This window comes from Bradyrhizobium sp. LHD-71 (genome assembly GCF_031157255.1).
Lineage (GTDB): Bacteria > Pseudomonadota > Alphaproteobacteria > Rhizobiales > Xanthobacteraceae > P52-10.
The window spans coordinates 118160-132578 of the sequence record NZ_JAVIFX010000018.1; the positions used below are offsets into that span (position 1 = coordinate 118160).

At 63.8% G+C, this 14419-nt stretch carries 8 protein-coding genes; 3 read left to right on the forward strand and 5 right to left on the reverse strand.

The features are described 5' to 3' along the window. The first annotated feature begins 44 nt into the window (after positions 1-44). From RCO31_RS20475 to RCO31_RS20485, 3 genes are read left to right on the forward strand one after another with little or no spacing between them, the layout of a single operon-like run. The gene (locus RCO31_RS20475; protein WP_308970315.1) at positions 45-374 is read left to right on the forward strand and encodes a hypothetical protein; all 330 of its coding nucleotides are present in this window, start codon (positions 45-47) and stop codon (positions 372-374) included. A gap of 19 nt (positions 375-393) precedes the next feature. After that, positions 394-1863: a YcjX family protein gene (locus RCO31_RS20480; RefSeq protein WP_308970316.1), complete on the forward strand. Its 1470-nt coding sequence runs from the start codon at positions 394-396 to the stop codon at positions 1861-1863. Continuing rightward, complete coding sequence (locus RCO31_RS20485) at positions 1860-2891, forward strand: TIGR01620 family protein (RefSeq protein ID WP_308970317.1); 1032 nt, start codon at positions 1860-1862, stop codon at positions 2889-2891. The genes RCO31_RS20480 and RCO31_RS20485 overlap by 4 nt, the downstream gene beginning before the upstream one ends. A gap of 3 nt (positions 2892-2894) precedes the next feature. Here the strand turns inward: RCO31_RS20485 and RCO31_RS20490 are convergent, their stop codons facing one another. The 5 genes from RCO31_RS20490 to RCO31_RS20510 are packed head-to-tail and all read right to left on the reverse strand — an operon-like array spanning position 2895 to position 14017. Beyond that, on the reverse strand, positions 2895-4835 hold the full coding sequence (locus RCO31_RS20490) for an ABC transporter ATP-binding protein/permease (RefSeq protein ID WP_308970318.1): 1941 nt from the start codon (positions 4833-4835) through the stop codon (positions 2895-2897). Between the two features lie 51 nt (positions 4836-4886). Further along, the gene (locus RCO31_RS20495; RefSeq protein WP_308970319.1) at positions 4887-7997 is read right to left on the reverse strand and encodes an efflux RND transporter permease subunit; all 3111 of its coding nucleotides are present in this window, start codon (positions 7995-7997) and stop codon (positions 4887-4889) included. After that, positions 7994-11131, reverse strand: a complete 3138-nt coding sequence (locus RCO31_RS20500; RefSeq protein ID WP_308970320.1) for an efflux RND transporter permease subunit — start codon at positions 11129-11131, stop codon at positions 7994-7996. Before RCO31_RS20500 ends, RCO31_RS20495 begins: the two co-directional genes overlap by 4 nt. 23 nt (positions 11132-11154) lie before the next feature. After that, entirely contained in the window at positions 11155-12519 is a 1365-nt protein-coding gene (locus RCO31_RS20505) for an efflux RND transporter periplasmic adaptor subunit (protein ID WP_308970321.1), read from the reverse strand. Beyond that, the gene (locus tag RCO31_RS20510) at positions 12509-14017 is read right to left on the reverse strand and encodes an efflux transporter outer membrane subunit (RefSeq protein WP_308970322.1); all 1509 of its coding nucleotides are present in this window, start codon (positions 14015-14017) and stop codon (positions 12509-12511) included. The genes RCO31_RS20505 and RCO31_RS20510 overlap by 11 nt, the downstream gene beginning before the upstream one ends. Positions 14018-14419: the final 402 nt, after the last annotated feature.

The window sequence follows — 14419 nt, forward strand, 5'->3', positions numbered from 1 at the left end:
TCGCGGATTGGCCTTGAACGCGCCGGGTGCGTTCTGGAGTTCGCATGGTCTCGCGCCTGTGCACGTCGCTTCTGATGCTCGTAGCCGTCTGTTTTACGGCGGACCGTGCGCGAGCTGAGGCGGTTCCCTTCAGTTGCATGATCCTTGAGGACGGCATGTCGGTCCGCATCAGTGTCAGCAATCCCGCGCGCCTGGCCCGCTCCTGCCTGGTGAGCTGTCGGTTTGCCACGCCCCTCTGGGGCGGCGAATCGCAGATCATGTGCGCCCATATGGTTCCAGCGGGCGCGAAGGACATCGAAATGTGCACCAAGACGTCGGGCGGCGTGCAGCTCCTGAAGCAGACACACGGCTCTGCCGACTGCATCCGGCGCTGAAGTGATGGCCTGAACGCCGATGTCCCCTGGCCTTTCGGATTTCCTCGAGGAAGCTCAGCTCGCCGCCCGCTCGCTCATCGATTACGGCGACGGCCTGATCAATCCGACCGTGCGCCTCGGCGTGACGGGGCTCTCTCGCGCGGGAAAGACGGTGTTCATCACCGCGCTAGTGCATGCGCTCTTGCGTGGCGGCCGTTTTCCAGTGTTCGAAGCGCTGTCGAGTGGCCGGATCGCCAGCGGCCGGCTGGAGCCGCAGCCCGACGATACGGTTGCGCGCTTCGACTACGAAAATCATCTGCGCGCGTTGACCGACGAGCGCCGCTGGCCGGCCTCGACCGTCGACATCAGCGAGTTGCGGCTGGTGATCGACTATCAGCGCCGCAACGGCTCGGCCCGATCCCTTACGCTCGACATCGCCGATTATCCCGGCGAGTGGCTGCTCGACCTGCCGCTGCTCGACAAAAGCTACGAGCAATGGTCCGCTGAAAGCCTTGCGCTCTCGCGGGAGGGACCGCGGCTTCGGCTCGCTGGCGACTGGCACGCGCATCTTGCAACCTTGTCGCCGACCGGAAAGTCGGACGAGCAGGCCGCACTGACGGCGGCGAAGCTGTTTACGGCCTATCTGAAGGCTTGCCGCGACGAGCGCTATGCCATGAGCCTGTTGCCGCCGGGGCGCTTCCTGTTGCCCGGAAGCGTCGCGGGCTCTCCCGCCTTGACCTTCGCGCCGCTGGACGTGCCGGTGGATGGCGCGGCGCCTTCCGGTTCGCTTTGGGCGATGATGCAACGGCGCTACGACTCCTATGTCGCAGCGCTCGTGCGCCCGTTCTTCCGCGATCATTTTGCTCGGCTCGATCGACAGATCGTGCTTGTCGATGCGCTCGCGGCGCTGAACGCCGGGCCCGACGCGTTGCACGACCTGCAGGCCGCACTGACGTCGATCCACGATTGCTTTCGTGTCGGTCGCCGGTCGTTCTTCAGCTCATTGTTCCGTCCGCGTATCGATCGCATCCTGTTTGCGGCCACAAAAGCCGATCATCTGCATCACCTCAATCACGACCGGCTGGAAGCGATCGTCGCGTACATGGTGAAACAGGCGACGGAGCGCTCGGAATCATCAGGCGCAGCCATCGATGTTGTCGCGCTTGCGGCAGTGCGAGCAACGCGAGAGGCGCGCGTCCGGCGCGGCCGCGAAGAACTGCCGTCAATTATCGGAACGCCGGTTGCCGGCGAAAGCGCCGGCGGCACGACCTTCGACGGCAATACGGAAGCGGTGACTTTTCCCGGGGACCTGCCGGACGACCCCGCAAGCCTGTTCATGCCGGACAGCACGTTCAAGGGACTGTCCTCGACAGGACTCGACAATGCCGACTACCGCTTCCTGCGTTTCCGCCCGCCGCTGCTCGAGCGCAACCAGAACGGAGATTTGACGTTGCCGCATATCCGTTTGGATCGCGCGCTGCAATTCCTGATCGGAGACAAGCTCGAATGACCGACCAAGAGCGCCGCAGGCCGGCTGCGTTCCGGCTCGACGATCCCGGCGTTACCGTCACGGCGTCGCCGGAGGATGCACGGCCTTCGTCGGCGGGCGGCGTCCGCGTGCTGACTGAGGCCGATGCATTCGCGGCGCCGGCCGCGATCGAGCCGGTGTCGCCGCCGACGCGAAAGGGCATGCGCTGGGGTGCCCTGTTCTGGTCAGCCCTCGGTGGGCTCGTCGCGCTCGGCGCCGGTCTTGCAGTGACCCGCCTGATCGAAGATCTGTTCGCGCGCGCGGAAGGGCTTGGATGGATCGGCGCGGCACTCGCCGCTCTGGCGGGCGTCGCATTGCTGGTGATCGTCGGGCGCGAGCTGTTCGCCTTGCTGCGGCTTGCAGCCATCGAGAAGCTGCATGCGCGCGCGGCCGCCGTGTTGATCAGTGACGATCGCGATGAGGCCCGTGCTGTTGCCGCCGAACTGATCCGGCTGGCAAAGGAAAATCCGCACCTGGCGCGTGGCCGGACGGTCCTCACCCAGCACGTCGACGATATTATTGACGGCGCCGACCTCGTGCGGCTTGCCGAGCGCGAACTGATGGCTCCCCTGGATGATGAGGCGCGACGGCTGATCTCGCAGGCGGCTCAGCGGGTATCGGTGGTCACCGCCGTCAGCCCGCGTGCGGCGATCGACATGATCTTTGTGCTGATTTCGGCGCTTCGACTGATCCGGCAACTTGCCAAGCTGTATGGCGGCCGGCCCGGCTGGCTCGGTCTTGCGCGGCTGTTTCGCCAGGCTGTGGCGCATCTGGCCGTCACGGGCAGCGTCGCCATCAGCGATGGCCTGATCCAGCAGGCTCTCGGCCACGGCCTCGCTTCGCGACTGTCGGCGAAACTCGGCGAAGGCGTGCTCAACGGGTTTCTCACTGCCCGCCTTGGGCTCGCCGCCATGGACGTCATCCGTCCGCTGCCGTTTGCCGCACTGCCGCGGCCGGCACTGTCCGATCTGATCAAGGATCTTACGCGCGGGCGCGACGAGGCGGCGTAGAGGTCAAGCTGACTTTCGGTCAAGTGACCCCTGTCGCGGCCGCCTGTTGGCGCGTCGCAACCAGCGACTGATCAGCCGTTTCCTGCCGGGACGCTTGATCAGATCGACGTCGCTGACCAGTCGCGCGCCGCCCTTGCGTCGTTCGAGAATGATCTTGCGGCTGTGGAACGCTTCAAGCTCCGGCCGATGGGCGACGCTGATAACGGTCGCCTCATGCAGTTCGTCGTTAAGAAGCTGCATGATCGCGTCCTGACCGGGCGGATCAAGTGCCGAGGTTGCTTCGTCGAGCACGACGATATCAGGCTTGTGCAGCAGGATGCGGGCGAAAGCTAGCCGCTGCTTCTCACCGCCGGACAGGGTCTGATCCCACGGCCCCTCCTCCTCGATCTTTTCCTTCAAGTGGGCCAACCCGACCTTGTCGAGCGCGCTGCCGATCTGTTCTGCGCTCCAGTCTTCGGCCGGCGCCGGATAAGTGATCGCACGGCGCAACGTGCCGGCAGGAATGTAAGGTTTCTGCGGCAGCATGAACACACCGCCATTCTTTTGAAATTCGATGCTGCCCTCGCCCCACGGCCAGAGGCCGGCTATCGCACGTACCAGCGTGCTCTTGCCTGTACCGGACTCGCCGGCGACCAGCACACGCTCGCCGGGCTCGATCGCGACCTCGGCCTCGTTGACCACGGCCGTGCCGTCATCGAGCGTCACCGAGAGGTCGTTGAGCCTGAGCGCATAACGGGTTTCGCCGCGATCGATGCGGCCGGTGCCTTCGCCGGCCTCCGCCCGTTCCAGCGCATCGAGGGAGACCATGAGTGAGGCGATGCGGCGCGCACCAGCGGTCCACTCGGCGAGGCGCGGATAGTTGTCGACCAGCCACCCGAACGCGCTCTGCACGATAGTGAAAGCGGACGCCGCCTGCATCACCTGTCCAAGCGTCATTGATCCGTCGAGATATTTCGGCGCGGCAAGCAGGATCGGAACCACAGGTGCGATCATGTTCGATCCCTGGGAGACGATGGTCGTGCGCATATGCTGTCCGCAGATGCGCACCCACTCGCGCAATACGTTGCCGAACGAACGATCGACGCCGGCGCGCTCTTCCTCCTCGCCGCCGAGCAGTGCGATACTTTCACCGTTCTCCCGAATACGGGTGAGCGCGTAACGATACTCGGCCTCCGCCTGATTCTTGCCTTCGGACACGACAACGAAATTCCTGCCAATCCAAAGCATCGATGTGCTGGCTACGGCCGCGTAGACGACGGCAGCGATCACCAGAAAGCCGGGTATCGTGATCACGCTGCCGCCGATGTCCAGTGTCAGCGCGCCGCCGATCGTCCACAGCACGACGATAAATGTTACGGCTGACAGGGACGCGGAGGTGACGCCGGCAGCAAAATCCACCGGTGCTTCCGTTGCGACCCGCAGGTCGTCGGCAATCCGGAATTCCGGATTCGTGTGATCGCCACTGACGAGATTGAGTTGGTAGTAGCGCCCGCTTGCCAGCCAGCGATCGATCACCGCTGCGTTGAGCCAGGCGCGCCAGCGGCGCTGGATGTTCATCCGCGCATAGACCTGAACCACGCCAAGGATAACGCCGCCCGCCGCAAGTGGAATGAAGAGCGCTATCAGATGGAAGACCGTTGCCTGGTCCTTTATCTCGAGCGCGTCGAAGATGCGTCGATTCCAGACATTGATGCCGTACTGGATGCCGAGGTTGATGAGTATCAGCGCGAACAGACCGATGGTGAGTGGCCACGCGAGACGGCTTCCGTTCTTGCCCCAGAAGCCTTTGGCGCTCAGCCAAAATCGTCCGAGCAGGTAACGGCGTCGCGCCTGCTCCAGGCCTTCCTGTTCGTCCTCGTCAGCCGGCTCGGTCGTTTGTGGAGGAGGATCGGGAAGTCTTTCGCCGCTCTCGGTGACGGGCTGCTGCTTCGACCGGTCGTTCATGACAGCAGAAACGCCAACAGAACCCGAAGGTTCCACGCTGTTGCGCTGACACTACTCGGCAGGTACCGGGCGCCCGATCGCTATTCCCTCGCGGCGGCGCTTCAAGCGGTCCATCAACAGATAGATGACTGGCGTGGTGTAAAGGGTCAGGATCTGCGACACGATCAGTCCGCCGATGATCGTGATCCCAAGCGGCCGCCGCAGCTCGGTGCCCGGCCCGATTGCAACCACAAGCGGCACGGCGGCAAGCAGCGCCGCGAGCGTCGTCATGAGGATCGGTCGGAAGCGCACGATGCTTGCCTCGAAGATCGCGCTCGCCGGATCGAGCCCATGCTTGCGCTCTCTCTCGAGCGCGAAATCGACAATCATGATGCCGTTCTTCTTGACGATGCCGATCAGGAGAATGATGCCGATAAAGGCGATCACCGTTAGCGGCGTGTTCGTCAGCTGCAGGGCCAGCAGTGCGCCGAGGCCGGCCGATGGAAGTGTCGAGATGATGGTCAGCGGGTGCAGCAGGCTTTCATACAGGATGCCCAGCACGATGTAGACGGCGACCAGCGCGCCGAGGATCAAGAGCGGCTGCCGGGCTGAAGCCGAACCGAAGTCTCTGGCGCTGCCTTCGAATCCGGCCCGGATGCCTTCCGGCATGTGCAACTCGGCAACCGCCTGCTGGATGCTCTGCGTCGCCGTCTGCAGTGCAACGCCCTCCTCCGTCGCGAACGAGATCGTCACCGTCGGAAATTGTCCCTGATGGTAGACGGCGAGCGGCGACAGATCGCGCTCGTAGCGTACCACCGCCGAAAGCGGCACTTGCGCGCCGTCCGCACCGTTAACGTAGATGCGCGCGAGGTTCGATGGGTCGCGTTGCAACTCGGGATCGACCTCGATCACCACGCGGTACTGGTTGCGCTGCGTGTAGATGGTTGAGATCTGCCGCTGCGCGAACGCGTTATAGAGGGCATTGTCGATATCCTGCATGCGGACACCGAGGCTCGACGCGGCCTGACGGTCGATCTTCAGCGATAGCTGCAGGCCTCCGGTTTCGCGCGTGCTTGATACGTCGGTGATGCCTTCGACTGATTCCAACCGCTTCTGCACAATCGGCCCCCATTTCTCGAGCAGCTCGAGATCGGGGCTGATCAGCGAAAACTGGTAGTCGGAATCGCTTTGCCGGCCGCCAGTGCGCACGTCCTGCGCCGCGAACATGAACAGGCGCATGCCGGGCACCGGAAACAGTTTTCGGCGCAGCCGATCGATCACCTGCTGGGTCGAGACGTGGCCGTCACGCTCGGCAAGCGGCTTGAGCGAGATGAACATTTGCCCGCGATTTTGGCCCACGCCCCAGGCACCGCTGCTGCCGATTGACGAGCCGAGTGCGGCAACCGCCGGATCACTGAGGACGATGTCCGCCACTCGTTGCTGCAGCGCCAGCATGCTGCTGAAGGAGACGTCCGGTGAGGCGCGCGTGCCGCCGATGATCAGACCCGAGTCATCGGAGGGAAAGTAACCCTTCTGGACTTTCACATAGAGCGTCACGGTCGCGGCGATCGTCGCCGCGAACACGAGCATGGTGAGCATGGGAAATCGCAGCACCGCGCGGAGCGAGCGTCCGTAGGCATCCACAGTCGGCCCCAGCGCTCCCTCGACAACACGGTCGAACCAGGTTGCATGGTCCGACAGGCCCTGCCTGATGTGATGGGCGCAGATCATCGGAGTGACCGTGAGCGACACGACAGTGGAAACGATGATGGCGAAAGCGAGCGTGACCGAGAATTCGCGGAGCAGACGTCCAACGACGCCCTCCATCAACATCAGCGGCGCGAAGGCTGCGATCAACGACAGGCTGATGGCAAGCACGGTGAAGCCGATCTGCCTCGCCCCCTCCCGCGCCGCCTCAAAGGGCGGCATCCCCTCCTCGAGATTGCGGTACATGTTCTCGATCATGACGATGGCGTCGTCGACCACGAATCCGACCGAGATCACGAGTGCCATCAGCGACAGGTTGTTGATCGAAAATCCGGCGAGCCACATGCCTGCAAACGTGCCTGCAAGCGCCAGCGGCACGGAAATGCCGGCGGCAATTGTAGGCGTCAGCCGCCGCACGAAGATGAACACCACCATCATGACAAGCATAGCCGCCGCGAACAGCGTGAACTGCATGTCGAGCACATTGGCGCGGATGGTGCCGGTGCGGTCGGAGAAGATCGTGAAATCGACGCCGGCAGGGATCCATTGCTTCATCTCTGGCAGCAGCGCGTTCACGCGATCGACTGTGTCGATCACGTTGGCGTCATTCTGCTTGGTGATGGTCAGCAGAACCGATGGCTCCTTGTTGAACCAGGCGGCCGAGCGGCTGTTACGCACGCCGTCGTCGACTTCGGCGATATCGGATAATCGGACGACGTTCCCATTCGAATTCTTGATGACGATATCGCGGAACTCCTGAGCGGTCCGCATTTGCCGGTTGGTCGACAGCGTCTCGCTTTGCCTGCCCCCCTCGAACGCCCCGACAGGTGAAAGCGAGTTTGCGTTGACGATTGCGGAGCGGACCGTTTCGGTTGAAATGCCCGCGCTCGCCAACGCGCCCGGGTTGAGCCGCACGCGCACCGCCGGTTGTTCCGCGCCGCTGACGGTCACCTCGCCGACGCCCGGAATTTGTGAAATGCGCTGGATCAGCACCGTGTCCGCCACGTCGTAGAGTGCGCTTGGCGGCAATGTTTTCGACGTCAACGCGACGACCAGGATGGGCGATGCGGCGGGATTGGCCTTGCGGAACCGGGGCAGCGACGGCAGGTCGCTCGGCAGGTCGGCGATCGACGCGTTGATTGCGGCCTGCACGTCACGTGCCGCACGATCAATGTCCCGGCCGAGCGAGAATTGCAGCATGATCGACGTATTGCCGAGCGTGCTCGTCGAGGTCATCTGCTCGACGCCGGAAATTTCGCCGAGCCTGCGCTCCAGCGGCGCCGCGACGGTGGCCGCCATCACCTTTGGATCGGCCCCCGGGCGCGAGGCGAACACGCGGATCACCGGAAAATCGATGTTGGGCACACTCGCAACGGGGAGCGACAGATAGGCGACAATCCCGGTCAGGAACAGGCCGATCGCAAGCAGGATCGTTCCAACCGGTCTGAGAATGAACGGTTCGGAGAACGACCTCATGGCGCGCTCTCACTGCCACCAGGCTGCGGTGTGGGCTTCGAAGAGATTAGCGGCGATACCTTCGGCTCGAGCCGGCGGTTGAAGCGGTCCAGTGCGAGATAGATGACGGGCGTGGTGTACAGTGTCAGCAACTGGCTCAGCAGCAGACCGCCGATGATCGAAATGCCGAGCGGGAAACGCAATTCCGAACCGGTACCGCTCTCGATCGCGAGGGGCAGCGCGCCGAACAGTGCGGCCATCGTCGTCATCATGATCGGGCGGAAGCGCAACACCGCGGCCTGAACGATCGCTTCGTCCGCGGTCATGCCCTCGTGGCGCTCCGCCTCAAGCGCGAAGTCGATCATCATGATCGCGTTCTTCTTGACAATACCCATCAAGAGGATGATGCCGATCAGACCGATCACCGACAGGTCCTGCCCGAACAGCATCAGCGCGAGGATGGCGCCGACGCCCGCCGACGGCAGTGTCGAGAGAATGGTGATCGGATGGATATAGCTTTCGTAAAGCACGCCGAGCACGATGTAGATCGTGATGATCGCCGCCAGGATGAGCCACGGCTGACCGCTCAGTGAGCGGGCGAATTCGGCCGCGTCGCCCGAATAGAGCCCGACGATCGAACCGGGCATGCCGATGCGCTTCTCCGCGCGCTCCACCGCGTCAACCGCCTGCCCAAGCGAGGCGTCCGGTGCCAGATTGAAGCTCAGCGTCACGGCCGGAAACTGCGACTGATTGGAGATCGCCAGCGGCGCCGTGGTGCGGTCCAGCGTCGCGACCGTCGCTATCGGCACCTGGGCCCCGTCCGCACCCGGCACATAGAGCTTTGACAGCACCGATGGGTCGCGCTGGTATTCCGGCAGCGCCTCCAGCACGACCCGGTATTGGTTCGCCTGGCCGTAGATCGTGGAGATCTGACGCTGGCCGAACGCGTCGTTCAGCGTGTCGTTTACAGCCTGCACCGACACGCCGAGCTGCCCTGCCCGCTCGCGGTTGACGCTGATCGCTGCGCGCAGTCCGCCCTCCTGGTTCTCCGATGAGACATCGCGGAAGAGAGGGTCTCGCTGCAACTCGCCGATCAGCTTGTCGGACCATTCGACAAGTTCGGTCCGGCTGGCGCTGGTCAGCGTGTATTGGTATTGCGAGCGGCTGAAACGCGTCGAAATCTGGATGTCCTGAACCGGCTGGAAGTAGATCCGCATGCCGGGCACGGGTGCAACGCGTTCCTTCAAGCGTGCAACCACGTCGTCGATCGGATCGCTGCGCTGGTCGCGCGGCTTCAGGGTTATGACGATGCGCCCCGTATTCGGCGTCGGATTGATAGGACCCGTGCCGACGACAGACACCACACCTTCGACATCGCCGTCCTGCTTGAGCGCGTCAGCGATCGTCTGCTGTCGCGCCTGCATCTCGACGAAGGAGACGTCTGGTCCGGCCTCGGTAACCGCGATGATCGATCCGGAATCCTGCAGCGGCAGAAAGCCCTTGGGAGCGACGACATAGAGGGCCACTGTCGCGACAATGGTCGCGAAGGTCACCCATAGCGTGGCGCGCTGACGCTCCAGCACCCACAGAAGCGAACTGTGATAGGCGTCCACCGTCCAGTCGATCCCGCGCATGACGCTGGCCACGCCAGGCAGTCGCAGCGGCCGGTCGTGATCGCCGTGGCGCAGAATGCGCGAGCACATCATCGGCGTCAGCGTCAATGAGACGACGGCGGAGGTAATGACGGCGATCGTCAGCGTGAGTGCGAATTCGCGGAACATCCGGCCAACGAGGCCGGTCATGAACAGGAGCGGAATGAACACCGCGATCAGCGACAGCGTCAGCGAAATGACCGTGAAGCCGATCTCGCGCGCGCCCTTCAACGCCGCCTCCATCGCGCTCTCGCCCCTTTCCATGTGACGGACGATGTTCTCGATCATGACGATGGCGTCGTCGACGACGAATCCGGTGCCGATGGTCAGCGCCATCAACGAGAGATTGTCGAGGCTGAAGCCGGCAAACCACATCACCCCGAAGCTGGTGACCAGCGACAGCGGCAGGGCAACGCCGGCAATGATCGTCGCGCGCACGGAGCGTAGGAACAACAGGACCACAAGAACGACCAGCACGACGCTCAGGACGAGCGTGAACTGCACGTCGCGCACGGAGGCGCGGATCGTATCGGTGCGATCGGAGACGATTGTGATCTTTACAGCCGCCGGCAACGCGCGTTGCAGCTTCGGGATCTCCTCCTTGATCTGCTGCACGACGTCAATGACGTTGGCGCCCGGCTGACGCTGGATATCGAGCACGACCGCAGGCGTGCCCTGGTAGGTGGCCGCCGTCTTGTCGTTCTCCAGCCCGTCGACGATCTGCGCAATGTCGCCGATCTTGATCGGCGCGCCGTTGCGATAGGCGACGATGATCGGCTTGTACGCCTCGGCCGACGTGATCTGGTCATTGGCGGTGATGCTGTAGGCCTGTTGGGCACCGTCGAGCGACCCTTTCGGGCCCGAGACGTTGGCGCCAGCGATCGCCGTTCGCAGATCCTCCATGGAAATGCCATAAGCCGCCAGCCGCGCAAGGTCGGCCTGGACGCGAACTGCAGGCTTCAGGCTCCCCTGAATGGTGACGCGGCCGACGCCGGTGATCTGGCTCAGCCGTTGCGCCATGAGCGTATCGGCGATGTCGCTCATGGCGCGGATCGATGTCGTTTCCGACGTGAGCGCCAGTGTCATGACCGGCGCATCGGCGGGATTCACCTTGGCGTAGGTGGGCGGATAAGGCAGCGTGCGCGGCAGGATGCCCGCAGCCGCGTTGATCGCCGCCTGCACGTCCTGCGTCGCGCCGTCGATGTCACGGTTGAGATCGAACTGGAGCGAGATCTGGCTCAGGCCATAGGAACTGGTCGACGTCATCAGCGACAGCGCAGGGATCTGGCCAAGCTGCCGCTCCAGCGGCGCCGTGATCAGCGAGGCCGTGACGTCAGGGCTCGCGCCCGGCAGCCGCGTTGTCACCTGCACCGTCGGGAAATCGACCTGCGGCAGCGCCGAGATCGGCAGCGCCCAGTAGCCCAGGGCACCGCCGATCATCAATGCCAAGCCGAGCAGCGATGTTGCAATCGGCCGCCGGATGAATGGTTCTGAGACGCTCATCGCATCTTTCGTCTTTTGCGGACCTATTTCGACGGAGCGCCGCCGGCGACCGGCGGAGCCGGTGGTGATTGTGCCCCTTGGTTCGCGCCAGGCCCTTTCTGAGCGCCGCTCGGACCTTTCTGGCCACCGCTGGGTCCCTTCGGGCCCTGACCTTTCCGCAGCCGGGGCGCGAGGTCCGGGGTGGGAGCAGCATCATCGGTCCCGACGACCACCTGCGAGCCTTCAGCGAGGTTGGCGAAACCGGTCGTGACCACCCGATCGCTGGTCGAAAGTCCGCTGCCGATCACGGCTTCGGTGTCAGTCTGCTGTACGACCGTGATCGGTTTTGCCGTAACCGCATCGCCTGGGCCGATCACGAATGCATAGGTGCCAGCCGGACCGCGCTGCACGCTCGATGTCGGCACGACGATCGCTTGCGACAGCGTATCGACCTTGACGCGGACGTTGACGAACTGGCCGGGCCACAGGCTGAGCCTGGCGTTCGGAAACTGCGCCTTCAAACGCACGGTGCCGGTCGTCTGATCGACCTGATTGTCGATCCCTTCCAGGGTTCCAGTCTCGACCACGGTACGGCCGTCATTGCCGAAGACGTCGACCTGCAGGGGCGCCTTCTCGAACGCGGCGTTTACGAGGGGAAGCTGCTGCTGGGGCAGGCTGAACTGCGCAGCGATCGGCTTCACCTGGGTAATGATGACAAGCCCGTTGGTGTCGCCCGGCTTGATGATGTTGCCTTGGTCGACCAGCCGCAGGCCGGTTCGGCCGGAGATCGGCGCCACGATCTTCGTATAGTCGAGCATCGTTTGGGCATTGTCGATTGCGGCCTGGTCCGAGCGGACAAGCGCCTCGAGCTGTGCGACCATGGCCCGTTGCGTGTCAGCCTGCTGCCTGGAGCCGGCGTTGGTTAGCGCAAGTTGCTGGTACCGAACGAGGTCGAGCTTCGCATTCGCGAGCGTCGCCTCGTCCTGCGCCTTCTTCGCCAGTGCCTGGTCAAGCTGCGCGCGATAGATCGCCGGATCGATTTCGGCGAGCACGTCGCCGCGCTCGACGTCCTGCCCTTCCTTGAACTTGACGGAGATCAGCTTGCCCTCGACCTGCGCACGGACCGTCACCGTGTTCAGCGCACGAATTGTGCCGACGCCCTCGAGGTAAACCGGGACGTCCTTGGTCTGAGGCGTCGCCGCAAGCACCGGCACGGGCAGGTTGCGCGGCATGGCGTTCTGGCTCGGCGGCCGATTGAACGACGTCCAGACAACATAGCCGAGCCCCGCAAGAATGATCAGCACGAGCGTTGTCGAGACGATGCCGCCGCGCTTACGGCGGCCGGCCACTTGCGGGGCCGCGTCTTCCGCCTGTTCTGGGGAATGATCTGCCTGCGGCTTAAATAGCATCCAACGGTCCTTTCGCCGTCAAAGCCCAGCCGCCCCCCAGCGCCTGATAAAGGGCCACGATCGCCTGCAAGCGGGCCAGACGGGCCAGCGCCAGCGAATCCTCGGCCTGAAACAGTGTCAGTTGGACATTTAGCACAGTTGTCGTATCCGCAGTGCCGGCCGCAAGCCTTTGTTCCGCCAGCTCAAATGCCCTCCGGGAACTTGCCACAACCTGGTTCAGTGCCCGCAGCCGCTCGTTCGACTGCCGGATCGCCACCAAGGCATCGTTCACGTCGGCAAACGAAGAAACGACGGTCTGGCGATAAGTCTGGAGCAGTTCGTCCTGGCGCGCTTTCTGCAGCTCGAAATTGCTCTGGATTCGGAATCCGTCGAAAATTGGCTGCGTCAGTCCCGCGGCCACGTTGTAGAACGCCGCCTGCGGGCTGAACAGAGCGGACAGCGCCGCACTCTGATAGCCCCCCTGCCCCGTTAACTGAATGCTGGGAAAGAACTGGGCGCGGGCATTACCGACATTCGCGGTGGCGGACGCGAGCTGCGCTTCGGCGCGACGAATGTCCGGCCGCTGGGTCAAAAGCTCCGACGGAATACCCGGAGTCACGCGCGGCAAGGCCATCTGTCGCAAGCTTCCGCCTTTGACACGGAGCGCCTCCGGCGGGCGGGCCAGAAGCACGGCCAGCGCGTTGGTGCTCTCTGCGAGCGTCAGCCGCAACAGCGGCAGCGCGGCGCGCTGGTTTTCAAGTGTGCTTTCCTGCTGGGCCACATCGAGATCGGTCGCGGTGCCGACTTTGAGCCGCTCTTTGAACGCATCGTAGATGCGCTGCGCGCTGGCGATATTGTTGTTGGCGATGCGGATGCGGTCCTGGCTGGCGAGCACCTGAAAATAGGCATTGGCGACGCCGGCAAGCGTTACCAGCGCGACAACGTCACGATCGAAACGACTGGCGATCGCCGCCTCGTCCGCGGCCAATGCCGCGGCGCGGTTCTTGCCCCAGAAATCGATCTCGTAGCTGGCGCTGAGCGAGACCGAGAATTGGTTGAACGTGCGCCCGCCCGACGTCGAGGCCGACGAACTCGCGCCTGAGGATCGCGACTGCGCGGCCGACGCGTCGGCAAAGATCGATGGAAACAACGGCGCGCCCGCCTGGCGTGCGAGCGCATCCGCTTGACGAAACCGGGCAGTTGCGGCCGCGATATCGAGGTTGATGACTTGCGCCTCCTCCATCAGCCTCGTCAATTCTGCAGAACGAAACCCGCGCCACCAGTCCAGCGCTGGCGGAGCGGCCTGCGCTTTGGCGCCAGCCGACTGATAACGGCCAGGGATCGTCAGCGCCGGGTCGGGCAGGTCAGTCGTCAGAATGCAGCCGCCCAGCAGAAGAGGAATCGCGAGCGCGCAGACGGCGGGCGCTGGCGCCCTGGCCGCCCGAAGGCGATGGAAACGGTGGCGGGGCGACGACAAGGACAGGCTCACGGACGTTGAATGCGGCAGATATGCATCCATCCTAGCGGGCGGGCTCGCTCCCCAATAGTCATGGCCGTCGAATCCGTCTGCCCAATGCCGCCAACCCGTAAAAAACAGCCCGAAATCAGGTGCAGCGGCGTTCCCGCCGTCGCTGCAATTCATAGATGCTCGGAGCGGTAGGCGATACTTAAGAAGATTTCATGTTCGAACCGGGCCGGTGATTCGGCTTCGATTGCGGCAGAACGCGGACGCGCCTTCGACGTCATGAAGCTGCCGGTGGCAAGCCTGTCGTGCCGCTCACGTCGCGGTTCATCCCGCTTGTCAGGACCGGGCGCCACGCAGCCCCGCCCGCGGACGCTTGCCGCATTCAAAATTATGGATGTCATCCATTGGCAAGTCTTGCGCCGGTGGAACAAAGGCGCAAAACTTGAATGAACGTCG